At 66.8% G+C, this 21,006-nt stretch carries 23 protein-coding genes; 8 read left to right on the top strand and 15 right to left on the bottom strand.

The annotated features are described in order from the left end of the window. Positions 1-834: 834 nt before the first annotated feature. The 4 genes from LRS10_RS23570 to LRS10_RS23555 all read left to right on the top strand — a co-directional run bounded on the left by LRS10_RS23570 (position 835) and on the right by LRS10_RS23555 (position 4,003). The gene (locus LRS10_RS23570) at positions 835-1,350 is read left to right on the top strand and encodes a thermonuclease family protein (protein ID WP_257839585.1); all 516 of its coding nucleotides are present in this window, start codon (positions 835-837) and stop codon (positions 1,348-1,350) included. Between the two features lie 316 nt (positions 1,351-1,666). Continuing rightward, entirely contained in the window at positions 1,667-2,251 is a 585-nt protein-coding gene (locus tag LRS10_RS23565; RefSeq protein ID WP_257839584.1) for a recombinase family protein, read from the top strand. 55 nt (positions 2,252-2,306) lie between these two features. Beyond that, positions 2,307-3,491, top strand: a complete 1,185-nt coding sequence (locus tag LRS10_RS23560; protein WP_257839583.1) for an ImmA/IrrE family metallo-endopeptidase — start codon at positions 2,307-2,309, stop codon at positions 3,489-3,491. Beyond that, positions 3,491-4,003, top strand: coding sequence for a DUF4411 family protein (locus LRS10_RS23555; protein WP_257839582.1), 513 nt, complete (start codon positions 3,491-3,493; stop codon positions 4,001-4,003). Before LRS10_RS23560 ends, LRS10_RS23555 begins: the two co-directional genes overlap by 1 nt. 26 nt (positions 4,004-4,029) lie before the next feature. Here LRS10_RS23555 and LRS10_RS23550 read toward each other — a convergent pair whose 3' ends face one another. From LRS10_RS23550 to LRS10_RS23520, 7 genes are all read right to left on the bottom strand, one after another. Next, positions 4,030-4,485 carry a hypothetical protein gene (locus tag LRS10_RS23550; protein ID WP_257839581.1) on the bottom strand — a complete coding sequence of 152 codons (456 nt, stop codon included), beginning with the start codon at positions 4,483-4,485 and terminating at the stop codon, positions 4,030-4,032. A gap of 83 nt (positions 4,486-4,568) precedes the next feature. Then, positions 4,569-5,771: an SDR family oxidoreductase gene (locus LRS10_RS23545; RefSeq protein WP_257839580.1), complete on the bottom strand. Its 1,203-nt coding sequence runs from the start codon at positions 5,769-5,771 to the stop codon at positions 4,569-4,571. Positions 5,772-5,865: 94 nt separating this feature from the next. Then, positions 5,866-6,750, bottom strand: a complete 885-nt coding sequence (locus LRS10_RS23540; RefSeq protein WP_257839677.1) for a vitamin K epoxide reductase family protein — start codon at positions 6,748-6,750, stop codon at positions 5,866-5,868. A gap of 11 nt (positions 6,751-6,761) precedes the next feature. Further along, positions 6,762-8,483, bottom strand: coding sequence for an NAD(P)-dependent oxidoreductase (locus tag LRS10_RS23535; protein WP_257839579.1), 1,722 nt, complete (start codon positions 8,481-8,483; stop codon positions 6,762-6,764). A 121-nt stretch (positions 8,484-8,604) separates the two neighbouring features. Next, the gene (locus LRS10_RS23530; protein WP_257839578.1) at positions 8,605-8,793 is read right to left on the bottom strand and encodes a hypothetical protein; all 189 of its coding nucleotides are present in this window, start codon (positions 8,791-8,793) and stop codon (positions 8,605-8,607) included. Between the two features lie 55 nt (positions 8,794-8,848). Continuing rightward, a complete protein-coding gene (locus LRS10_RS23525) occupies positions 8,849-9,142 on the bottom strand; it encodes a hypothetical protein (protein ID WP_257839577.1) in 294 nt (97 codons plus the stop codon). A 213-nt stretch (positions 9,143-9,355) separates the two neighbouring features. Next, the gene (locus tag LRS10_RS23520) at positions 9,356-9,919 is read right to left on the bottom strand and encodes a DUF2231 domain-containing protein (protein WP_257839576.1); all 564 of its coding nucleotides are present in this window, start codon (positions 9,917-9,919) and stop codon (positions 9,356-9,358) included. Between the two features lie 566 nt (positions 9,920-10,485). Here LRS10_RS23520 and LRS10_RS23515 point away from each other — a divergent pair. The 3 genes from LRS10_RS23515 (at position 10,486) to LRS10_RS23505 (ending at position 13,203) form a co-directional block, all read left to right on the top strand. Beyond that, positions 10,486-12,354, top strand: coding sequence for a TonB-dependent siderophore receptor (locus LRS10_RS23515; RefSeq protein WP_257839575.1), 1,869 nt, complete (start codon positions 10,486-10,488; stop codon positions 12,352-12,354). Beyond that, the gene (locus tag LRS10_RS23510; RefSeq protein ID WP_257839676.1) at positions 12,261-12,608 is read left to right on the top strand and encodes a TonB-dependent receptor domain-containing protein; all 348 of its coding nucleotides are present in this window, start codon (positions 12,261-12,263) and stop codon (positions 12,606-12,608) included. The genes LRS10_RS23515 and LRS10_RS23510 overlap by 94 nt, the downstream gene beginning before the upstream one ends. A 241-nt stretch (positions 12,609-12,849) precedes the next feature. Next, a complete protein-coding gene (locus tag LRS10_RS23505; RefSeq protein WP_066730303.1) occupies positions 12,850-13,203 on the top strand; it encodes a hypothetical protein in 354 nt (117 codons plus the stop codon). A 356-nt stretch (positions 13,204-13,559) separates the two neighbouring features. On the opposite strand, the gene LRS10_RS23500 is transcribed toward LRS10_RS23505, so the two are convergent. From LRS10_RS23500 to LRS10_RS23480, 5 genes are all read right to left on the bottom strand, one after another. Beyond that, positions 13,560-14,558, bottom strand: a complete 999-nt coding sequence (locus tag LRS10_RS23500; protein WP_066680193.1) for an NAD(P)/FAD-dependent oxidoreductase — start codon at positions 14,556-14,558, stop codon at positions 13,560-13,562. Further along, the gene (locus LRS10_RS23495) at positions 14,533-15,189 is read right to left on the bottom strand and encodes a cytochrome c (RefSeq protein WP_231732122.1); all 657 of its coding nucleotides are present in this window, start codon (positions 15,187-15,189) and stop codon (positions 14,533-14,535) included. The genes LRS10_RS23500 and LRS10_RS23495 overlap by 26 nt, the downstream gene beginning before the upstream one ends. 111 nt (positions 15,190-15,300) lie before the next feature. Beyond that, positions 15,301-15,567, bottom strand: a complete 267-nt coding sequence (gene fliQ, locus LRS10_RS23490; RefSeq protein ID WP_197426790.1) for a flagellar biosynthesis protein FliQ — start codon at positions 15,565-15,567, stop codon at positions 15,301-15,303. A 671-nt stretch (positions 15,568-16,238) separates the two neighbouring features. Then, positions 16,239-17,687 (bottom strand): HAMP domain-containing sensor histidine kinase, encoded by a 1,449-nt coding sequence (locus tag LRS10_RS23485; RefSeq protein ID WP_257839574.1) that lies wholly within the window; start codon positions 17,685-17,687, stop codon positions 16,239-16,241. Continuing rightward, positions 17,684-18,028 carry a response regulator transcription factor gene (locus tag LRS10_RS23480; protein WP_308238047.1) on the bottom strand — a complete coding sequence of 115 codons (345 nt, stop codon included), beginning with the start codon at positions 18,026-18,028 and terminating at the stop codon, positions 17,684-17,686. The genes LRS10_RS23485 and LRS10_RS23480 overlap by 4 nt, the downstream gene beginning before the upstream one ends. A gap of 475 nt (positions 18,029-18,503) precedes the next feature. On the opposite strand from LRS10_RS23480, the gene LRS10_RS23475 reads away from it, so the two are divergent. Then, positions 18,504-19,763 (top strand): type II restriction endonuclease, encoded by a 1,260-nt coding sequence (locus LRS10_RS23475; RefSeq protein ID WP_066686095.1) that lies wholly within the window; start codon positions 18,504-18,506, stop codon positions 19,761-19,763. Here LRS10_RS23475 and LRS10_RS24685 read toward each other — a convergent pair. The 3 genes from LRS10_RS24685 to LRS10_RS23465 form a co-directional block, all read right to left on the bottom strand. Next, complete coding sequence (locus LRS10_RS24685) at positions 19,756-20,067, bottom strand: RNA polymerase sigma factor (RefSeq protein WP_308238046.1); 312 nt, start codon at positions 20,065-20,067, stop codon at positions 19,756-19,758. The genes LRS10_RS23475 and LRS10_RS24685 overlap by 8 nt on opposite strands. Then, positions 20,068-20,343 carry a sigma factor gene (locus tag LRS10_RS24680; protein ID WP_308238045.1) on the bottom strand — a complete coding sequence of 92 codons (276 nt, stop codon included), beginning with the start codon at positions 20,341-20,343 and terminating at the stop codon, positions 20,068-20,070. A gap of 120 nt (positions 20,344-20,463) precedes the next feature. Then, a complete protein-coding gene (locus tag LRS10_RS23465; protein WP_068875187.1) occupies positions 20,464-20,679 on the bottom strand; it encodes a copper-binding protein in 216 nt (71 codons plus the stop codon). Positions 20,680-21,006: the final 327 nt, after the last annotated feature.

Below are 21,006 nucleotides of genomic sequence, written 5' to 3'. Positions count from 1 at the left end.
AGGAACCGGCGACAGGGACGGAGTCTCTGATTGGGGTGCGATTCGGTCCGATTCGGCGAGTCCCGCCCGGTACGCTCGGGGTATTAGGAACCAGCCCCTTGGCGCGGAGTCGCTGAGTTGGCGCCGATTCGCCCTGCGGGAGCGAATCCGCTGTCGCATAGCTCAAGAAATCCGACATCCCCGCCGCCACCCGTCCCGCTCGGGGTTTCAGGAACCGATCGGCGGGCCACCACGGCGGGCCGGTGACGGGGTTTTAGGAACCGGGCTCGGCGTCCAGCGAACGTCTGCGACCTCGGGGTATTGGGAACCGCAGGACTCGGTGTTTCAGGAACCGACGGACTCGGGGGATTGGGAACCGCGACTCACGGTGTATTCGGAACCGAATTTCGTGGTAACAGGAACCCCGAGACGGGGTTTCAGGAACCGGCCACCTCGAAAATCCCAGGAAAACCAGGGCGTAGGCGAGTTTTCCACAGCCCTTAACGCCTTAACTTCCTTTTCTAACAGAGTCTCTTCTAACGGCGCTGTGGCTGAAACCAGAGGCAAGACACCGCCTCTTGGGGGGCTTCGCCCCCGCCGGCTCGCTCCGCCGCTTCGCGGCTGCGCCCCGGGCGCTAACGCGCCCTCCCACCCGGCATCCCCCAATCGGTGTCGGGCTACGCCCGACAAGTCATTCTTGAAGTCGCTGGTTCCTATGACCTCGAACCTGGACAACCGTCAGCGTGACCTCGACCGTCGCAAGGGGCTTTCCGAGGAAAGCCTCGCGTTTTCGGCCGAGAATCCCAGGAACCGGCAGTGGGCTGCATCAGCGCCGGAGCGGAGGGCCAAGCCTCGATGATCCGGTTCCTACGATTTCGGCGTCCGCGCCTGACGCTGAACACCGGCCTCTTCCTGGCTTTTGCGGCCGTGGCCCTTGCCCTCGCAGGCCCACGTGTCGCCGGCGGACTGCGCGCCCAGGCACCGCCGCTGCCAACCCTGCGCCCAATCGTTGGACCGGTGACGCGGATCGTCGACGGCGACACCTTTTGGATCGGAGAAGAGAAAATCCGGCTGTGGGGGATCGACGCGCCTGAGGCCTCGACGCCCAACGGACCTCCAGCGGCCCGCTACTTGGCCGCGGTCGCCGGGACGCACGCTCTCACCTGTCGGCAGGCGGGGCCGCCTTCGCACGACCGCCTGGTGGCGCGCTGCCTCGACCCTTGGGGCCGCGACATCGCCGAAATCATGGTCGGCGCCGGCTGGGCGCTGGATTGGCCTGCCTTTTCGAAGGGCCGATATCGACCCGCGCAGGACAGAGCCGCGGCGCTGCGCGCCGGCGCTCATGCCCAGGGTGCGCCTCTCTGGCGCTGATCTATCTCGCCGGCGTTTGCAGGCCTCGTCCTGCAAACGGACTAGGCCCGCGCCAATGAGCGGGTGAGCCCCGCAAGGGAGGCGGCGCGGCCGCAGCAGAGCGAGGCACGGACCCTTGCGGGGCGAGGGCGCAGCCCTCGCCGCTGGACCTCCGCTCCACATTCCCTGTTAAAGGTCTCTTGTTTAGCGAGCCCACGTCCCGAAACTCCTAAGTTTCGAGACTCGGCGGAGAATGGGGACTGCGCCCGCCGCGGCGTGTCTCAAAAGTCAGTCTCGAAAGCATTGACTATCGAGACGAGTTTTGGGACTCTTCCGCATGCTGCTCGGCTACGCCCGCGTTTCGACCGATGATCAGGACCTCGCGCTGCAACGCGCGTCGCTGAAAGATGCGGGTTGCCGGAAAATCTTCGAGGAAAAGGTATCGGGAGCGAAGCGGGCGCGCGCCGAGCTCGATCGCCTGTTGGAGCACCTGCGAGAAGGCGACGTCGTCGTCGTGTCGCGGCTGGACCGGCTGGCGCGCTCGACGCGCGACCTGCTGACCTTGGCGGAAGAGATCGCCGAACGCGGTGCGGGCCTGCGGTCGTTGGCGGAGCCGTGGGCCGACACGACATCGGCGGCAGGCAAGATGGTGCTTACCGTGTTTGCCGGCATCGCGGAGTTCGAGCGCAGCTTGATCCTTCAACGGACGGGCGCGGGGCGGACGGCCGCTCAGGCGCGCGGCGTGAGATTTGGCCGGCCGGCCAAGATCAGCGACGACCAGTGGGCCCATTACGGACCCTTGCTGCGAAGCGGCTCGCTTAGCGTGCCATCGGCCGCGAAGTTGATCGGATGCGGGCGGGCGACCCTCTACCGGCGGCTGGCGCGGGACGAAGCCGAAGGCGCGGAAGCCGGGTCATGCTAAGGCTCAATTGGAGGAGCTTCTCGCCCCATCAACCATTTCGGGGCTTGGATACGCCATGACCCACGTCAACCCGGCCATTCTGACCTGGGCGCGCGAGACCGCCGGTCTCGCGTTGCCGGAGGCTGCCCAGAAGGTCGGCCTGCGGGACACGCGCCAAGGGCCCGGTGCGGAGCGGCTGGCTGCGCTCGAGGCCGGGGAGGGCGAGGTCAGCCGACCCACCTTGCTGAAGATGGCGCAGGTGTATCGGCGGCCGCTGATCACCTTCTACCTTGCCAAGCCACCGCCGAAAGCCGATCGGGGCGAGGACTTCCGAACGCTTCCGGATGACCAGCGCGCGGGCGCCGCAGGGGCGGTAGACGCGCTCGTTCGGGATATCCGCGCACGCCAAGGGGTGGTGCGCGCGCTGCTGGAGGACGAGGACGCCTCGCCGCTCGGCTTCGTCGCGTCGCGGACCTTGAACGCCGGCGTCGCCGACGTTGCGCGCGCCGTTAGCGAGGCGATCAGCTTCAGCCTGGCCGAGTTTCGTGCTCAGCGCACGACCGAGCTCGCGTTCAACTATTTACGACGCCAGGTCGAAGCCGCCGGGGTTTTCGTTCTGCTCATCGGCAATCTCGGCTCGCACCACAGCGCGATCGACGTGGAGGCCTTCAGGGGCTTCGCCCTGGCTGACGAGATTGCGCCGTTCATCGTGATCAACGACCAGGACGCCAAATCGGCCTGGGCGTTCACGCTGCTGCACGAGCTTGCGCACATAATCTTGGGCCAGACTGGCATCAGCGGCGGGTCGATGGAGGCGCGCATGGAGCGCTTCTGCAACGATGTCGCCAGCGCCCTGCTGCTCCCCGCCGAAGAGCTTGCCGGCCTCGATGTGCGCAATGCGGACCTCGCGGCCGTGCAGCAGCGGATCACCGAGTTTTCGAACGGGCGCCACATCAGTCGCGCCCTCGTGGCGTATCGACTTCGTCTGTCGGGCGCCCTGACAGAGGATCGCTGGCGGACGGTCAGCGGGGCGTTCCGCGACGAGTATCTCAGGGATCGTGACGAGCGGCGCCAGCGAGAACGCGCCTCGGAGGGCGGTCCCAACTACTACGTCGTGCGTCGGCATAAGCTTGGCGGGGCGCTGCTTCAGCTTGTCCGCCGGACGCTGGATGAAGGCACTCTCACGCCAACGAAGGCCGGCAAGGTCCTTGGGGTCCGTCCGCGCAACGTGGAGCCGCTGGTCGCCGGGGGCGCCGGCTAGTGCTCTACCTGCTCGACGCGAATGTTCTGATCACCGCCCACAACAACTACTACCCCATCAACCGGGTGCCGGAGTTCTGGGAGTGGCTGCTGCACCAGGCGGAGCAGGGGCGGGTCTGCATGCCCCTCGAAACCTTCGAGGAAGTGCGGGACGGGACGGGTGATGCGGAGAAGGACCTCCTTTACGGCTGGCTGCAGCGCGTGGAGGTGAAACGCGCGCTGGTGCTCGACGAAGTGATCGCGCCTGAGGACGTCCAGCGCGTCATCGACGACGGATACGCGGCCGACTTGAACGATGTGGAACTGGAGCGGGTCGGTCGCGACCCTTTCCTGATCGCCTACGCGCTGCGCGCGCCTCAAGAGCGCTGCGTCGTCAGCAACGAGACCTCAAGCCCGAACCGCCAAAGGGCGAACCGTAAGGTTCCAGACGTCTGCCGCACGCTCGGTACGTCCAGCTGCAACACCTTCGCGCTGCTGCGGACTCTCGACTTCACGACTGGCTGGCGGCGCTAGCTGGGGGGCCGCGGTCGGCTGCGCCCCTAGCTGGAGCCGGTCCCCTCTAGGCGCATCATCTCGAAGACAGCGACGATCTGAGGCGGGATCGCGGTCCCAATCGTCAGGACCGCGAAGCTCTCGCCGTAAGCCTTGGCGGACGCGAGATTGAAGAGCGACCGCTTGTCGAGCCATCGCAACCCGGCAGCGAGTGGCACGTCTTCGCACCGTTGGGTCCTGGCCGCCTGCAAGGCTCGGCTGTAGAGGTCCGCGTCCTCAAAGAGCATCCGCCAGATCTCGTCGTCGGTGCAACCTGGCTCGATCGCGAGCTGCAGGCACCGAACCTCTTGGTGCATCTGTTGGAGGAAGGCGCTCATGAACGCCTTCGGCTTGTCGCCTTGTAACTTGCGTCGCGCGAGTTCGGCGTCCGCCGCGATCCAGGCGACGGCCGTGAAATATCGGGTGACGCCCGCTTTCAGTCGGGCTTCGGCCGGGTCGCTCATGGGACCCATCACGACCTCATCCCGAGTACGCGCGACGATCTCGAACAGCCTGTCGCCAATTGCTTCCAATCGTCGTTTCCCGTTCAGCTCAGGCCTGTGGAGATCGACCGCCTCTGATACATATACGCACCGGCAGGCGGGCTCCCCCGCAGTCCACTTCGACTTGTCAACGGGGCACGGTCGAGTGTACGTCGAGAATGCGCTTTGCCACCTGTCGTATTAATGGGCACAGCTGAGATGACCCGAAGCAAGGTGCGCGACCAAGACTCAAGGTGATATGTCAGGGTTTGCTCGCAGGGCGAACCCACAGCCAGGCGGATGCCAGAGCGACGAGCGCCACAGTGGCGGCGAGGTCCTGTGATCGCCGCCGCCCGCCCTCGACGTCTATAGTGTCTGCGCCACCCACCATCGGCGCGGTGGCCGTCGTCGATCGGCGTCTCGAGATTGCCCGTCGTGATAGGAGCGAGGTGATCTCCAACTTCCATCAGATCAGCCGCCAGACGTACGGCGTGCTCGGTTAGTGCGGGCGCAATTCGCCGGCCGGCCACGGCGACACGGCCGTAGCTCCCCGCGAAGATTTCGCGTCTAGGCCGACGCGCGAGGTCGAGGACGGCGCGGGCGACCACCTCGGGCGGATAGAGCGCCCAGATCGGTGAGACGGCATGCCCGGTGTAGTTTGCGGCATGCTGGTAGATCGCGGTGTCGATCGCCGCCGGCAGCACGGTGCAGACGTGGACATGCGGCTGATCTCGAACTTCGGCTCTCAGGCTCTCTGTAAGGCCGCGAATCGCAAACTTCGAGGCGACATAAGCCGCCGTGTAGGGATGGCCGATCTCTCCAAGTATGGAGCTCACATTGATCAGCGTTCCGCGGCCGCGATCCCGAAAATGGCGCAGCGCGACGCGTGCGCCGTTCATGTAGCCGAAGAGGTTTGTGCGAATAACGTTTTCGGCGACCTCGGCTGGCGTTTCGTCGAAGCGGCCATACTGGAGCACGCCCGCGTTGTTGACCCACACGTCGATGCGTCCAAATCGTTCGATGGCGACGGTCCCGAGCAGCTCGACGGCGCCGGAATTTCGCACGTCGAGGACTTGGACGACAACTTCGCTCCCCAGGGCCTCGCACACCGCCGTCACATCTGCTAGCGCGGCCGCGCCTCGGGCGGCCAAAACGAGGCTGGCGCCCTCCCTGGCGAAGGCCAGGGCCGTCGCGCGGCCATTGCCGCTCGATGCGCCGGTGATGACCACCACCCTGGGACGCGCAGAGGTCGGCTGCGAGGCGCTCAACGCGGTCGCCGCGCACTGGCAGTGTCGCCGTGCGGCTCACTGCTCACGTCAGCATTCCCTTGTTGCGATGTTCGCGCCATGCCGAACATCCCCGTCAAAGCACCAACCTGTCCCAACTGGCGTAATGCTCGGGGCTGCGACGGCCGCGCGGCAGACTGAGCCCAAGCAGAGCGAGCCCCAGGGCGATGCTGGCGATGCGGCCCGCGGGTGTGTCGCCGCTCAGCAGGAACGGCGCGGCGACGAGCCAGAGGCCCAGCGCCGCGTTCACCAGCCGGACGGCGCGGGCGACCTCGGAAGTGGCGATGATCGCCACGGTGATCACGAGCGCGCCCACCACATGATCGCTGTTGGCCATGGCGCCGGAGGCGCCGAACACGACCCGCGTCAGCATCAGGAGAGCTCCGATGGCGACGCTCACGACGAGCGTCCAGGGGAAGGTCATTCCCCGAACCGAATCCTTCCAGAACGTGCTTGGACTTGCCAGTGCGTCCGCCTCGTCCACGGCGCCGGCATCCACCGGGCCGCCTTGGAAGAAGGTGCGGATCAGGGGCTTGCCGGTGCAATGGACCCACCAGAGGTACTGTCCCATGGCGATCACCTCGTCCAAGGCGAACGGGATCATGATCAGCATCGCCAGGGCGGCCAACAGGCAAAGCGTGCACCAGGTCCCGATCACGATGGGCTGAATGATGATGAAGTAGATGCTGACCACCCCGAGCGGGATCACCAGGATGCCGAAGAAGGTGACCATCCACGGCATCGTCCGCCACCGGTCGCGCCCACCCATCACCGCCATCAGGATTTCGAGCGTGTAGCTGATGGCGCCCAGGCCCGCATCTGGGATCGGCCAGGCCTTGGAGACGGACGAGGTGATGATCTCCTCCGTGCCGTTCTGGGGATTCGCCGGATCGCCGCCAAAGAAGGGCTCGAACACGCCGTCAATGTGCCCGAGCTGGTAGGCGGTGAGGACGCGGGAGATCAGCAGACCGATCAGGCCCAGCAGCGCGATCGGCAGCCGCTGAGGCCAGGTCGAGGGACCGTAGGTCCAGCCGGGGGGATGTTCTTCGGATCCATCATTCCCGCCATGCTCATGCCGGGCATCATCGGGATCAGCACCGAGAAGGCGATCACCAGCACGCCCACGAGGGTGTCGTTGAGGTATTGCGCGGCGCTGGGCGTCCAGAACAGCATCGGCGCGAAGAGCAGCCAAAGGCCCACGAAGGTGTTGGCCCACTGGGCGAACCAGGCCGTGCGCTTGGAGAGCGACAGGACCCCGAACGCGGCGATCGCAAGGCCGCTCAGGAGATCGCTGAAGAAGAGCGCGGCGGCCCGGGTGTCAAGGCTGGCCAGCCCGCGGGCTTCCGTCACCGCCCGGACGAGCGGGCTCGCCGCGGCGGCGCCCAGCCCGTCATAGATGAACGGGCTGGCGGCGAGCCAAAGGCCCAGGCCGATATTGGCGAAGTGCGCCCAGCGGACCCGCCGGGCGTCAGCCTCCATCATCGCCATGTGATCATGGCCGCCGCCGTGTGCGGCATGCTCTTCGCCAGCAGCTCCGGCTGGAGGCGCAGGAGCCGGGTGATGCGCCATGTGGTCACCCGTTCTGGACGGTTCGGTGTCCTGCCCGGCCGTGTGCGACGCACCATGCGGCCGGTTCCAGGCCACGACCGCCGCGTCGAGATGGTTGGTCTCGTACCAGCCCTTGGGGTCTCGCTTCAGCGCCTCCACAATCTTCGGCAGGGTGGTCCTTAGGCTGTGCTGCGGCGTCCAATCGAGCAGGGTGCGGGCGCGGGTAATGTCGAGGACGTAATGGTCGTTAGACTGGTCGACCATCCAAGGCTTCACGAACTCTTCGTCCCCCAGCGCTTCGGTCTGCAACCAGGCGCCCAGCTTGGCGATCGGCTGAGGGATCCGCACCGTGTCCCAATCCTCGCCGTGCAAGGTCCGCCCAATGATGTCCTGCACCTCGCCATAGCCGAGCGCCTCCGGCTCGCCGAGCAACAGAGGAAGCTCGGGAGGCAGTTGGGCGCGGCGCACCACGAGCCTGGCGATCGCGTCGACCAGATCCTCGAGATGGATGAAGGACTGGCCGGCGCAGAGCATGCCCGGGTAGACGTGGGCGGTCAGCCTATGCTCATAGATGCGCGCCACGTGTTCGGCGATGAACGGGGAGTGGGCCTGGTCGTCGTAGACGCCGGCGATGCGCAGCAGCACGAGGGGAATGTCGCCGTGCGCCTCGCGCAGCACGGCTTCGCTCTTGACCTTCGATTCCGGGTAGGCCCAGCCCGGCGCGATGGGCGAGTCCTCGTCGATGGTCTTGTCCGGCCGGTCGGTTGGCCGATGCACCAACATGGTGCTCGCCAGGATGAACTGGCCGACCTCGAACCCTTGGAGGCCCTCGATCAGACGTCGCGCCCCCTGGACGGTGATCTTATCGTAGAGCGGATTGGGCTTGCCGGAGACATCGAAGTAGGCGGCCAGATGGACGACAGAGGCGATCCGACCGCCGAAGCGTGCGCGGACCGTCTCCAGGGCCTTGGCGACGCCCTCGTCTGTTCCTAGGTCGAAATCGACCGCGGCGGCCTCGGCGGGGGGGTCCGGCGGACCGGCGCGATCCAGCGCCACCACCTGGTAATCCTGCGCCAGGCGTTTGATCACCGCGCTGCCGATGAAGCCGCTGCCGCCGGTCACCAGCACGAGCTCGCGTTCCGCCATCGTGCGCTCCCTTCGCCTCAGTCGTCTGGACTCGCTCTATGGGGATACGCGCGAACCCGCGGCCACCCAGCAGAACCAAGTCGTTTCTCCGCAGCCGCGCCCAGCGCCAGGTGCAACGGCGCTAGCGGTTGCGCGCATGCCAGAAGGCGTCGACCATGGCTCCGATGCCCAGCAAGGCCATCACCGTGGCGTCACCAAACAGATGCTGCTGGGAAAGACCAAAGACGGGGCCGCCGCGCAGCTCGCTGACCCACGCTGTGACAAGGGCCAGAAGCGCGAGACCAAGGAAGATCCTCCCGATCGCTACCATGGCTGACATCTGCGAACCTCCTTGTGGTCCCTTTCCGAGATTGTCTGGCCTAACCTCAGTCCCGCCCCTCGAGAAGGGTGGATGGGGCGAAGTGGCCGGCGCTGGACAGCACCGCATAGGGCTTCGGCGTGACCATGGCCGACGCGACGAGCGCAGCGCCCGTGGTCACGCCCATCGCCAGCGCGAGCACGATCGAGGCGACCCGTACCGGTTGGAGCTCCGCCAGAACGCGGGCCTCTTCTCTCAGGGCCACGATCCTGCGCATGACCTCGGCTTCCATGCTCTCGAATCGCGCATCGGCTGGCGTCGCCGCCAGGTCTGCCATCAGCCGGTCCAGGCAATCGCTCATCTGCGCACCTTTTACGCCGTCTTTGGGGATACGCGTCAGGCGAGCTCCAGCCCTTAGATCGGCGATCGGACGAGCTGATGCTTGATCAGAAGGGACGGCGGCCCTGTTGCGAACCGCGTCCACGGGCGTTGCGCCAACAGCGCGCTACGAACGCCGCGATGAGATAGATCGCCAAACCAACCATCGAATAGAGCAGGATGTCGCGGAGCATCGTCAGGGTCGGCGCGCGGGTGCGGCGTGCTCGTCGCCCTGGGCGGCGCTCCCCGTCGTCGTCGCAGCGTCGTGAGCGGCGTCCGAGCCCTTGGTATGGCCTACCGCCTTGGAGACGCCGACGCCATGCCGATAGACCATTTCACCGCCGAGCCAGCCGGTGATCGCGAGCAATCCGACGCAGATGGCCGACAGGAGGACCCCGAATGGGGCCACGGCAGCTTCCGGATCGCGCCAGCGCAGGAAGAGGTTGATCGCGGCCAACGTCACGAGGCCGAGGTTCATCAGGCCATGGATCCAGGCCAGGCGCCAGCGCCGCGCATGTTCGATCGTGAGCAGGTCGATCGCCCCGGGAACGGCGGCGAGCAGCCCCATCGCGACGCCTACGGCGAGCAGCCAAACGGAGCTTTGCGCCCAGAACGCTCCGCTCGTTGCGAGGTACACCACGTCCGTGATGAAGGCGCCGATGAAGAGCGTGATCGGAAATCCGACGAGCATGGGGTGTAGCGGGTGGCCGCCGAGCGCCGCCGTGCTGCCGGTTCCCGATGTGTGGGAGTGAGGGTCCATGGTGGCCTGTCCTGGAGACAGAACACGCGGCGGATCGCAGGCGTTCCGCGCGAGCCGCAGCCTCGCGCGGCTCCCTCAGGTTTTTGAGGGGCCCGAGCCCGTTGGGACGTATGCTCTTTAGAGCAGGCCGCAGCGTCTGGAGGCTTACCCGTGCCAAAACCCTTCAGCTCCCCAAACAAGATCGGCCCTGGCTCTGCTGCGCATGAGCAGGATCGCCCCTGGCGCGCACCGAAACGGTTCGCCGTCACCGCCTCGGTCGCTGGGCTCTCCCTAGTCCTCAGCGGGTGCATCAGCGCCGCGGAAATGGCGGCCCGGCACCGGCAGGCCTGCGTCACCTACGGCTTCTCCCCGGTACAGAAGCCTACGCCAACTGTCTCCTGCAGCTCGATGTGGGGGATTACGGCTATGGTCATCACGGCCGTCCTCGGCTGATGCCGCACCCTTACACCACCCCGGCGCCGGCGGCGGCGCCACCTGTCTACTAGCAAATATGCGAATGCGTCGCATTCACATTGACGGAGGGGCGGGCTCGTAGAAGGCGGCAAAGCTGCGCAGGAGCCTTCAACGTGTCCGTCTCCCTTCGACGAGCGGTCCGCCGCGCGACCCCGCTCGCCTCGACCGTTTCGTTGCTGCCGCTCCTGGCGCCCGGATTAGCCTGGGCGGGGGACGCGGCGACTGAAGTCACGAGCGTGACGGTGCGGGGCGCGCGGGGCGGCTATGGCGTCGAGCAGACCCGGACGGCGACGAAGGCGGCCACCGCCCCGATCGACACGCCGCAGGCGGTGAGCGTGGTGACGCGCGCGTTGATCGATGACCAGGCGATGCAGGGCATGGCCGATGTGGTCCGTTACATTCCCGGCGTGGGGATGGCCCAGGGCGAGGGCAAACGTAACGCCCCGATCATGCGAGGCGTCAGTTCGACGGCGAACTTCTTCGTCGATGGCGTGCGCGATGACGTCGAATACTTCCGCGACCTCTACAACGTCGAGCGCGTCGAAGCGCTGAAAGGGCCCAACGCAATGATCTTCGGCCGCGGCGGCGGCGGCGGGATCCTCAACCGAGTCACCCGGCAGGCGGACGGAACCCAAGGCGGCGAGTTGGTGCTGCAAGGCGGCTCGTGGAACAACCGCCGCCTCACCGGCGACCTGCGCCAACCGCTGGATGAGCGGATCGCGCTGCGGGCCACGGGCGTCTACGAGAATTCGGACAGCTATCGCGATGGGGTTCGGCTGGAGCGCTACGGCGTCAACCCAACGGCCAGGCTGCTCTTGGGCCCGCGGACGACCGTTCGCCTGAGCTACGAGTATTTCACCTACGACATGATGGCCGATCGCGGGATTCCGTCGTTCCAGGGGCGGCCGGTTCGCACCCGCAGCTCTACCTTTTTCGGTGATCCCGGCGACAGCCCCACAGGCGCCACGATCAACGTCGCCAGCGGTGTGATCGAACACGATTTCGGCGGCGGCGTCAGGCTGCGCAACGTCACCAGCTTCGGCGACTACGACAAGGCCTACCAGAACGTCTATCCTGGGGCGGTCAACGCCGCCGGGACCGCGGTCGCCCTCTCGGCCTACAACAACGCGACGCGGCGCGAGAATCTGTTCAATCAGACCGACCTCACATGGTCGGCGGCCACGGGCCCCGTAGGCCACAAGCTGCTGCTCGGCGCCGAGTTCGGGCGGCAGAGGACCGACAACTTCCGCCAGACCGGCTACTTCACGGGGATCGGACCCACGGTGACCACGATCACGGTCCCGCTGGCCGCACCGACGGTCTCGGTTCCGGTCACCTATCGGCAGAGCGCCACCGACGCCGACAACCACGGCGTCGCCAAGATCGCTGCGGCCTACGCGCAGGACCAGATCCAGCTCACCGGCCGCCTACAGGCGATCGTCGGGCTGCGCTATGATCGGTTCGACGTGAACTTCCGCAACAACCGGACCGGCGCTGTGTTCGCCACGAGCGACAAGCTCTGGTCGCCCCGCGCCGGTCTGGTCTTCAAGCCGGTGGAGCCGCTCGCCCTCTACGCCAGCTACAGCCGCTCTTATCTGCCGCGTGCGGGCGACCAGTTGAGCTCCCTGTCCCTGTCCAACCAGGCGCTCGATCCGGAACGGTTCATCAACCGGGAGGTCGGCGTGAAGTGGGACCTGCGCCCCGATTTCTCCCTGACTGCCGCCATCTACCAACTCGATCGCGAGAATGTCGCCGCGACCGATCCGGCCGATCCCATCCGCCTGGTCCTGGTGAAGGGCCAACGCAGCAAGGGCGTGGAGCTTGCCGCCGAGGGCGTCTGCGGCCCGGATGGACCCTCGTGGGCGGTTACGCCTACCAGGATGGTGAGATCACCCAGACGCAGTCAGCCACCGTTCGCGCCGGGGCGCGCCTCGCGCAGCTGCCAAGGCATTTGGCCTCGCTCTGGAACCGCGTGGACGTGACGCCACGCCTGGGCCTTGGCCTCGGTGTGATCTACCGCGGCGCCATCTTCGCTGCGACCGACAACACCGTGACGCTGCCGGGCTTCACGCGCGTCGACGCGGCCCTCTATTACCAGGTCTCCGATCAGGTGTCGGCGCAGCTCAACGTCGAGAACGTCTTCGACAAGGGCTACTACGCCGCCGCCAACAGTAATACGAACATCACCCCCGGCTCGCCCCGCGCCGTGCGGCTGTCGCTGCGGCTCAGCTACTGACGGATCTGTGGATTCGCGCTCGCGCAGACCCCGGCGCTTGAGGGCTGCAGCCCACGTCGCGCGTATCCCGGATTAGAGCCCCCGATCGGCTCTGGTGGCTGCGCTGGCCCGATCCCCCGCCAGCGACGCACGCTGGGGAGGGGCGCGACCCGCCTCGGTCGCGTCCCACTTCCTCGGCGTTCTCCGCCACGCAGGCCGCTCGTTCGACGGGACGACCTGTGGTGACGACAGGAGGCGCGCCATGACCCGTTGTTTGAAGATGATCCTGCTTTGCGCGGCCGTCGCGCTCCCCGCGGTCGCGTCCGCGCATGACCGGATGCCGCGAGGCCCGGCGGGGAGATGGGTGGAATATGGCTACAGCACCTATCCGCGAGGCGACTATCCGCCCGCCTATCGCGGCGACGCCGGTTACTCGGGCTACTCTGCGCCTTATTGGACGCCGGGCCCTCGGGTCTACGTCTACCCGCAGGGGACGCGCGTCTGGTACGGCCCAAGCGTGGTTCCGGGCTACAGCTACGGTCGTGGCGGACATGCCGGCTACGGATACGGCGGCCATCATCATCCCGACCACGTCGACCACCACCATGGTTGGTGACGACGCTGCGGAGCTTGGCAGTTTGCCGGGAAGGCTGCCCTACGCTTGAGCCCTCCGCGGACGAGTTGAGCGCGCGGCCCGCGGGCGAGGAGCGACTGTCGCAGTTGCACCGGAACCGGCTCGCCGCCCCTTACGTCCAGTCATAGTCCGCGCGCAGAAACCCATTCTCCACTGCCGTGGGATCGACGCCGATCCCGGTGCAGAGGATGCGAGCGGCGCCGGGAAGGGCTTCAATCGCTTCGCGCGTCGCCAAGCGGTTCGTCGTGGCGGGGGAGCCGCCTGTCGAACAGGTGAAGTGATAGACCGTGACGGTCGAGACTGCGGCTGGTGAGCGCGCGGATCTCTTACGCGACACCTCAGACATGGAGGGTGCGCACAGGCGCGAGGCTATTGTGAATGGAGGTCGCGGCGATCGCCGCCTCACCGACAGCGACGCTGATCTGATCGAGGCCCCGTGCGACGTCTCCCGCGGCATAGACGCTCGGCAAGAATGTGCGCTGGTGCTCATCCACGAGGATGCATCCCGAACCATCGACGACGACGCCGATCGCCTCGGCGAGGTCCGACTGCGGAACAACGCCCAGGGCGCCGTAGACCACTTCGAACGGTTCGAGCTGTGATCCGTCCATCCGCCAGGCGTGCAGCCGGCCGTCTTCGACCTTCAGGGTATCGGGCTGCGCGGCGATCAGCGGTACGCCCGCAGCGTCGAGCGCCTCGCGACTGGCCCGCGAGACCCCATGGTTCGGGCCGAGCGTCAGCAAACTGACGCTGGGGCTGTAGGCGCGGAGGAACAGCGCCTCGCTTGCGGCGTGATCGTCCATGCCGATGACCGCGATCCTATCCAGCATGGCTTCGAACCCGTCGCAGATGGGACAGAACCGAAGCAGTCCATCCTGGATCGCCTGCTCGGGCTCGGAGATCGGCGGCCGCCGGTCGACTACGCCGGTGGCGAACAGGACAGTGCGGCCGAGCACCGCCCGATCCGCGAAAGTCGCACGCCAGAGGGTTTCGTCCACGCGCTCCAAACGGGTCACTTCACCGGCCCAATCCACCGGCCCGAACGGCGCCAGCTGCTCGCGCAATTGGGCGAGTAGGTCCAGCCCGCGAATGCCCCCGGCGAAACCGGGGACGTTGTGACTGCGTGGGATCAACGCCGCACGGCTTTGTCCGGCGTCGGCGACCAAGACAGTTCGGCGAAACCGGCGCAGATAGAGCGCCGCGGCGAGGCCGGCCGGACCCGCGCCAAGGATCAGACAGTCGAAGATGTCGTCCATTGAAAGCTCCGGGTCGACGTCTTGGTTCGGCTGTGAAACCTCCGGCATACGCGCGTCAGTGTTCGTGCCCGGGATGACCATCCGATTCTTTGGACGGCATCGTCATGCCCGGCATCGCCATCCCGGGCATACCGCCGCCTTCATTCATCATCTCGTCGTGGTCGGCTGGAGCGCTCTTGATGGCCGCCTGATACTGCGCGGGCGACATCCTGGGCAGCTGGCGGACAAAGGCCACCATGTCCCAGATCAGCTCGTCGCTGTGGGTTCGTCCCCAGGCCGGCATGGCGGTCATCTTGATCCCGTGCTTGATCGCCCAGAACTGCTCGCCAGCCGTCAGGTCTGCGTGCCGCCAGAGCTCAGGGGCCTGCGGATAGAGCCCTTGGCTCATCTCGGTTTTTTCGAGGCCAGGCGCCAGGTGGCAGCCGCTGCACATCTCGGTGTACAGCCCCGCGCCGCTCGCGATCCGCTTGGGGTCGTTCAAGTTCGCCGGCGGCTTGATCGCTGACGCCCTGACGCTGATCGACCGGTCGCGCAGGGTTTCCAGCACCCTGTAGACCGGCCGGGTGTGGGGCGCGTCGGCGCCGATGTTGTAAAGCCCCAGTCCGATGGTCACGCCAATAGCCACGGCGGCGAGCAGCCCGGCCGCGCCCAGCACGACGGCGATCCCGAGATGTGTCCTCGGATGCCGCAGATCCCACCCCATCACCTGCATAGTCTTGCCTCCCTGAGAGCTCCGTTGAGATTGATCCGGCCGCCGTGAGCGGCGCCTGTCTCGAACATGAACTTGGTTTAATGTCTTGAGGTCAGCCGCCGCCTCGCGTCGCTACATCGCCGCGATCCGCTGCGCGATGTGCTCCATGAAGCCCTTCATCAGGGCGGCCATCATCGGCAGGAAGATCAAGAGCGCGATGAAGATGGCCACGATCTTCGGGGCGTAGACGAGCGTCTGCTCCTGGATCTGCGTCAGGGCTTGCAGAAGTCCAATCGCGACGCCGACGACCAGACCGACGATCAACACCGGCGCCGAGATTTGCACCGTCAGCCAGATGGCCTCGCGCGCCACGTCGAGAACCTCGGCGCCGTCCATCAGCGCCGCGGCGCGGGTGCAGACCCGTGGAAATCTCTATGTGGGTCGGAGATCCAGATTCGGTCATCGGCGTTGGGCGTGTTGGTTCCAACGACTTCATAGGCGGTCAATCCAACAATAGCGGCGGCGACGATGAGCGCCTCCGTCCAGAAAAGCGGGCCGCGCCGGCGCCCGCTCAGGCGATCGGGTCTCGTCTTCTCGCGGACCACAGGATTCCTCTGTCAGCATTGCTAATGGGATTACGCGCCGGGTCCGGCCGACCCCTTAGCTCGCGCCCGATCGCCTAAATCCGATGTCACGTCCGCTTTCGGTTCACGACATCCACGTGGGCGACAACGGTCCTGTTCGCCGACGTCATGTCGGCCAGTCCAAGGAGCATGCCATGCAACGCCTTCTTGCCGCCGCCGCTGCGACGGCCGCCCTCACGATCGCCTCGGCCGCCTCGGCACAGCCTTACGGCCATCCCGGCGCACCTTATGCGCCATCGGCCAGCGCCTGGCGCGCAAACCCTTATGGGGCCGCGAGACCGTATCAGGCCGATCGCGCCTACTACGGCGGCGCTCGTTATGATTACAGCGCCCGCCACGGCTACGATTCTGCGGTCGGCCCCGCCCGTCCATACGGCGTCTATGGATACGCGCCCAACCGCACCTATGGCGGATGGGGCGCGCGCTTCACCCTTCCGTTCCGATCACACGGGCAGTCTCACCGGTGATCTCCTTCGCCGCGCGGGCGGGGCGTAGGTCCCGGCCCGGGCTCAGCGGCAAACGCAGCTCCGCTCTGAGCCCGGGCTGATTGTCCGCCAGCACGAGTTGGCCACGATGGACCCGCGCGACGGTCGCCACGAGGGATAGTCCCAGGCCGCTGCCGGGCGTCGAGCGGCTCTCGTCGAGCCGGCTGAAGCGCTGTACGGCCCGGTCCCGCGCATCCGGTGCGATCCCCGGCCCTTGATCGCCAATGGTCAGGCTGCTGGCCGCACCTTCGATTCCCGTGGCGACGACGATCTGCCCACCTGGGCTCCCGTACTTGATGGCGTTGTCGATCAGGTTGGCGGTCGCGTGGAGGAGGAGGCTCGAAACCCCGCGCGCCGGCGCTGGCGAGAGTTGAAGGAGGAGATGCTGCCCGGCATCCTCCGCAAGCGGCGCGTAGAGGTCGTAGGCCTCTTGCGCGACCGCCGCGAGGTCGAGCGCCACGAAGCTATCGGCCGTGGTGGCGTCAGCCCTGGCCAGCACCAGCAGCCCGTTCACCAACGCCAAGAGGGCGTCGAGATCGCGCGCCGTCTCCGACAGGATATCCTGTTGCGGAACCTCCTGCCCGCGTAGCGCCGCCAATTCCAGGCGCGCCTTGATCCGTGTCAGCGGCGTCTTCAGGTCGTGCGCCAGGCCATCGGTGGCGGCGCGGAGCGAACGGACCATGCGCTCGATCTCGTCGAGGCAGGCGTTGAACACCTCGGCCAGGCGATCGAATTCGTCGTCGCGGGGCGAGACCTTCAGCCGCTCATCCAAGTCACCGCTGAGGAATCGATCCCCCGTGTCGGCCGCCGCCCGCACCACGCGCACACCACGCCGGCTGACGAGCCAACCAAGGCTCAGCCCGAGCACGGCGGTCGCCAGCACCGACAGCGCGAGCGACATCCAATAGCGACGCCCAAGCGCGATGCGGCTGTCCGCCAGGTGTCCGACCAAGAGCCGCGTGCCGGGCCCGAGGGTGCGGACCTCGGCCTCGATCCGTCGCGACTGGACCTGACCGCCTCGCCGCACCTGCACGGTCGTGATGGCCAGGTGCTCGGCCGCAAGCCCGCTTGGCCAGACCAAGACATTGCCCGCCAGACGCCGCCCGGCGCCATCGGAGACCATGTAGACCACGTCGCGTCGCTGCGTCCGGGTCTGCTCGTCGATATAGTTAGCGAGGCCGCCCAGGCCGCCATCACGATAGCGAAGGACGAGCGCGTCCGCCTCGCCCTCGAGCAGGTGCTTGAGTTCGATCTTCAACACCCGGACAGTCTGAAAGTGCTGGACGCTCAGCGCCGCGACGGTCGTGACCACGGCGATCAGCGTGATCCACAGGGCGCCGCGGAACGCCGCCGCCTGCGGTCGGCGCCGGGGCCGGCTAACGCGCGTCAAGCTGGTATCCGGCGCCGCGGACCGTATGCAGCAGCGGCGGCTCCTCCCCCGTGCTCAAGCTTGCCGCGGAGCCGGCTCACATGGACGTCTATGACATTGGTTCCGGGATCGAAGCTGTAGTCCCAAGCGGCTTCGAGAAGCATGGTGCGTGTCACCACCTGGCCAGCATGGCGCATGAAGTATTCAAGGAGTTGGAACTCCTTGTTGAGTAGCTCGATACGCCGGGCGCCCCGCTTGGCCGAACGCGCCAAGAGGTCCAGCTCCAGATCGCCCACCTGCAGGGTCGTCGTGGCTGTGGCCGCGCCTGAACCCCGTCGGACGATGGCGGCGATCCGCGCCATCAGTTCCCCGAACGAAAATGGCTTCGTCAGATAGTCGTCGCTGCCGGTTTCCGCCGCCGCCGCCGCTGCGACGGTTCAGGGTTTCCGTAGCCAGCTTGGCGAAGGCCGCGTCGGCCGGCAGATGGTGGGCCGCGTAGTCCGATCTTGAGCGCTCCGCGCCGCCGGCCTCAAAGATCAGGACGGCGTCATCAAGCAGACTCGCGGCCTTTGAAGCGTCCCCCGCCTTCAGAGCCGCATGGAAGGCGTCGACGACAGTCGCTGCCTCGGCGGCTGCGGGGTTGAGATGTGCGGCCATCAGCGAAGGGCCGGGGACCGGATCATGGGCGGACGCCGTCATCGGAGCGGCGAGCAGGGCCGCGACCATGACCGAGGTCAGTCTGGCGAGATAAACCATCAATGTTCCTTTTCAGCAGGGGGGAGAGCTTGTGGTTGGAAGTCGGTGCAGCGAACATGCGCGCCTGCGGGGGGAATAGAGTTGTCCGACGAGTTGACACGTGAACTGCTGAGCCGGTGGCGGAACGATCCGGCAGGCGCCTATCAGAGCTGGTTCCTCTGGGAGGACCGCCTGAAGAACTTCCGGTCGATCCGGCGCGGCGTCCAACAGGTGGCCGCCGAGATCGAGGCCGAGCGCTTCGGCGTCGCTTACCGCGGATCGTCTCTGGAGACCGTCGTCCATTCGATCGCCGAGCAGCGGCAGGTGTTCAAAGGGGCGGACCATGCCTTCCTGTGGAAGCCCAAGCTGCGCATCCCTGACATCTATGAGCACCCGGGCAACCAGCGCGCGTTCGGCCAACTGTTAGACGCCTGCGTCTGTTGCGACACTGAAGAGCACGTCCTGGCGGAGATTCACCGGATCGATGCGCTGAAGATCAAGGGTCTGGGCCCAGCGGTGGCCAACATACTCTACTTCCTGCACCCGACCATCGCGCCGCCGTTCAACACGGCGATCGTGCGCGGCTACAACGCCTTGACTGGCGCCAACGTGAAGCTTGGGCGCTGGGACGAGTACCTGGCGATGCGGCAGGGCCTGATCGCCTTTAATCGCAAATACCGCGACCAGCTGTCCAACGACCTCGGCGCGGCCGCGGCGTTCTGCTTCGACCTGGGCATGGGGCTCTATGCGCCGCCGCCACGCACCAATGACACCGCCGCGCGCACCGAATGGGAGGCGGATCTGGCCAGGGTTCGCGCGCAGGCCGTCAAACCCTCGGCCGCCGAGGCTGACGCGCGGACCCACACGGAAATCCAGGGCTGGCTTCGCGATCTGGCGCGCGCGCTCGGCTACGAGGTATGGATCGCGCAGAACGATCGTGGGCGCCCGTTTGGGCCCGGTCGCCTGGGCGATCACTGCCTGGAGCGGCTGCCGAGCGTCCTCGACAGTCGGCCCGGCGCCGAGGCCGTTCGGCTCATCGATGTGCTCTGGCTCGACAGGGTTGGGTCCATCGTGGCGGCTTTCGAGGTGGAGCACACGACTTCGATCTATTCGGGGATCGTGCGAATGCTGGACTTGGCGCTGGGCGGCGACGCGAGCGGACTTCACAGCCTGTTCCTCGTCGCGCCCGACAAGCGCGAAGCCGACGTGCGGGCGCAGATCGCCAGACCGGCCTTCAGCCGGATCGCCGACCTCAGCGTGCGGTATCTCCCGTATAGCGCCCTGGAGCAGCATCGAGAGGCGATAGCCCGTTTCGGGTCCGGGGTCGCCGCGCTCGAGAAAGTCTCCCACCGGCTTACCTAGCGGAGGGCCGCATGTCGGTGTCGAGCTGCTCGGCCAGCAGCTTGCGGGCCCGGTAGACGCGCGTCTCGATGGTCTTGATCGAGACGCCGAGGATCTGGGCGGCGTCGTGATGACTCAGACCTTCGAAGGCGGTGAGCAAAAGCGGCTCCTTCAGGGGCGCCGGCAACCGCGCGATGGCGCGGTCCAGCCGCATCGCTTGCTCGTCCACCAAAACGCCGGCCTCGGCGCTGGGCGACGGGTCGGGCGCGCTCAGCGCCTCGGTATCCTCGAGACCGCCCGACCCGAAGATCACACGACGGACCACCTATCGGCGGCCACGGTCGCGCGCCTTGTTGATCGCGATCGTGCGCAGCCAGGCGCCAAAGGGGCGCTCCGAATCGTAGCGCTTCAGTGCGCTCCACGCGGCGATGAAGGCTTCGTGCACGGCTTCGTAAGCTTCGTCGGCGTCCCCGGTGTAGCGGCGGAGCAGCCGGTAGAGGCCATCCTTATGGCGACGAACGAGCAGGGCGAAGGCCCGATCATCCCCAGCCGCGGCTGATCGGGCGAGTCTGCTGTCGGACGCCTCGGCGTCCACCTTCACCTCGTGTCTTCGGTCAGGGACCTAACGACGGTCTCGTCGAACCGTGCCGCCTGATCATCTCTCCCATTGTTTGCGTCGCTCGATCTTGGTCACCCTGCGCCGCGACGCTGAGGCGTAGCGTCAGAAGCGGGTCAGTTCGGTGATCTGCTGGCTCTCCAACCTGAAGCGGACCTTGTCCCCTACCGTAGCGCTATTCAGAAGAGCGCTCTTGCCCACGGCGAAGGCCATCGTCCCTGCGGGCCAGTTCAGCGGCTCGATGGCGTCGTAGGCGATTGTGATCCTGCCTGCCGTTGCATCGATGGCTCGCACCAGGCCGACGCCGCGAATCTCACTCATCTTCAATGGCGGGGCCGCCGGGGGCGAGATCGCCTGCGGACGTGGCGCGGGCCGGCTTGCCGGCCTAGGGGTCGACGGTCCGTCCCCGGCCCCGGGGTGCGCGCTCGCAGCCGTAGCGGCGCCGAGGCACAGGACCAGCGCAAAGATGTGCTTCATCGCTTGCCGTTCCTGCCGCAGAGATCGCCCGTTCAGCCCAGGGCTCCCGGCCGCAATCTCGCTCCTTGAAGGTGTTACGCGCGGCGAGATGGATACCCCTCGCCTAGCGCGGCATTTCATTCACGGTGAATCGCAGTCTCTAGTGACGGACTGCGCGCCGGACCTTACCGT

It is taken from the genome of Phenylobacterium sp. J426 (assembly GCF_024699945.1).
In the GTDB taxonomy this organism is placed as follows: Bacteria; Pseudomonadota; Alphaproteobacteria; order Caulobacterales; family Caulobacteraceae; genus Phenylobacterium.
The sequence above is the reverse complement of the archived record's forward strand: the minus strand, read 5'-3'. Positions and strand labels throughout refer to the sequence as shown.

Bases quoted from the DNA above. Each gene is read 5' to 3' on its own strand.
- LRS10_RS23500 (WP_066680193.1), bottom strand. From the start codon at position 14,558: ATGGTCATCCCGGGCACGAACACTGACGCGCGTATGCCGGAGGTTTCA.
- LRS10_RS23465 (WP_068875187.1), bottom strand. From the start codon at position 20,679: ATGAGTGAGATTCGCGGCGTCGGCCTGGTGCGAGCCATCGATGCAACG.
- LRS10_RS23480 (WP_308238047.1), bottom strand. From the start codon at position 18,028: ATGGCGCGGATCGCCGCCATCGTCCGACGGGGTTCAGGCGCGGCCACA.
- LRS10_RS23560 (WP_257839583.1), top strand. From the start codon at position 2,307: ATGACCCACGTCAACCCGGCCATTCTGACCTGGGCGCGCGAGACCGCC.
- LRS10_RS23505 (WP_066730303.1), top strand. From the start codon at position 12,850: ATGACCCGTTGTTTGAAGATGATCCTGCTTTGCGCGGCCGTCGCGCTC.
- LRS10_RS23525 (WP_257839577.1), bottom strand. From the start codon at position 9,142: ATGAGCGATTGCCTGGACCGGCTGATGGCAGACCTGGCGGCGACGCCA.
- LRS10_RS23550 (WP_257839581.1), bottom strand. From the start codon at position 4,485: ATGAGCGACCCGGCCGAAGCCCGACTGAAAGCGGGCGTCACCCGATAT.
- LRS10_RS23535 (WP_257839579.1), bottom strand. From the start codon at position 8,483: ATGGCGGAACGCGAGCTCGTGCTGGTGACCGGCGGCAGCGGCTTCATC.
- LRS10_RS23495 (WP_231732122.1), bottom strand. From the start codon at position 15,189: ATGCAGGTGATGGGGTGGGATCTGCGGCATCCGAGGACACATCTCGGG.
- LRS10_RS23570 (WP_257839585.1), top strand. From the start codon at position 835: ATGATCCGGTTCCTACGATTTCGGCGTCCGCGCCTGACGCTGAACACC.
- LRS10_RS23530 (WP_257839578.1), bottom strand. From the start codon at position 8,793: ATGGTAGCGATCGGGAGGATCTTCCTTGGTCTCGCGCTTCTGGCCCTT.
- LRS10_RS23565 (WP_257839584.1), top strand. From the start codon at position 1,667: ATGCTGCTCGGCTACGCCCGCGTTTCGACCGATGATCAGGACCTCGCG.
- LRS10_RS23520 (WP_257839576.1), bottom strand. From the start codon at position 9,919: ATGGACCCTCACTCCCACACATCGGGAACCGGCAGCACGGCGGCGCTC.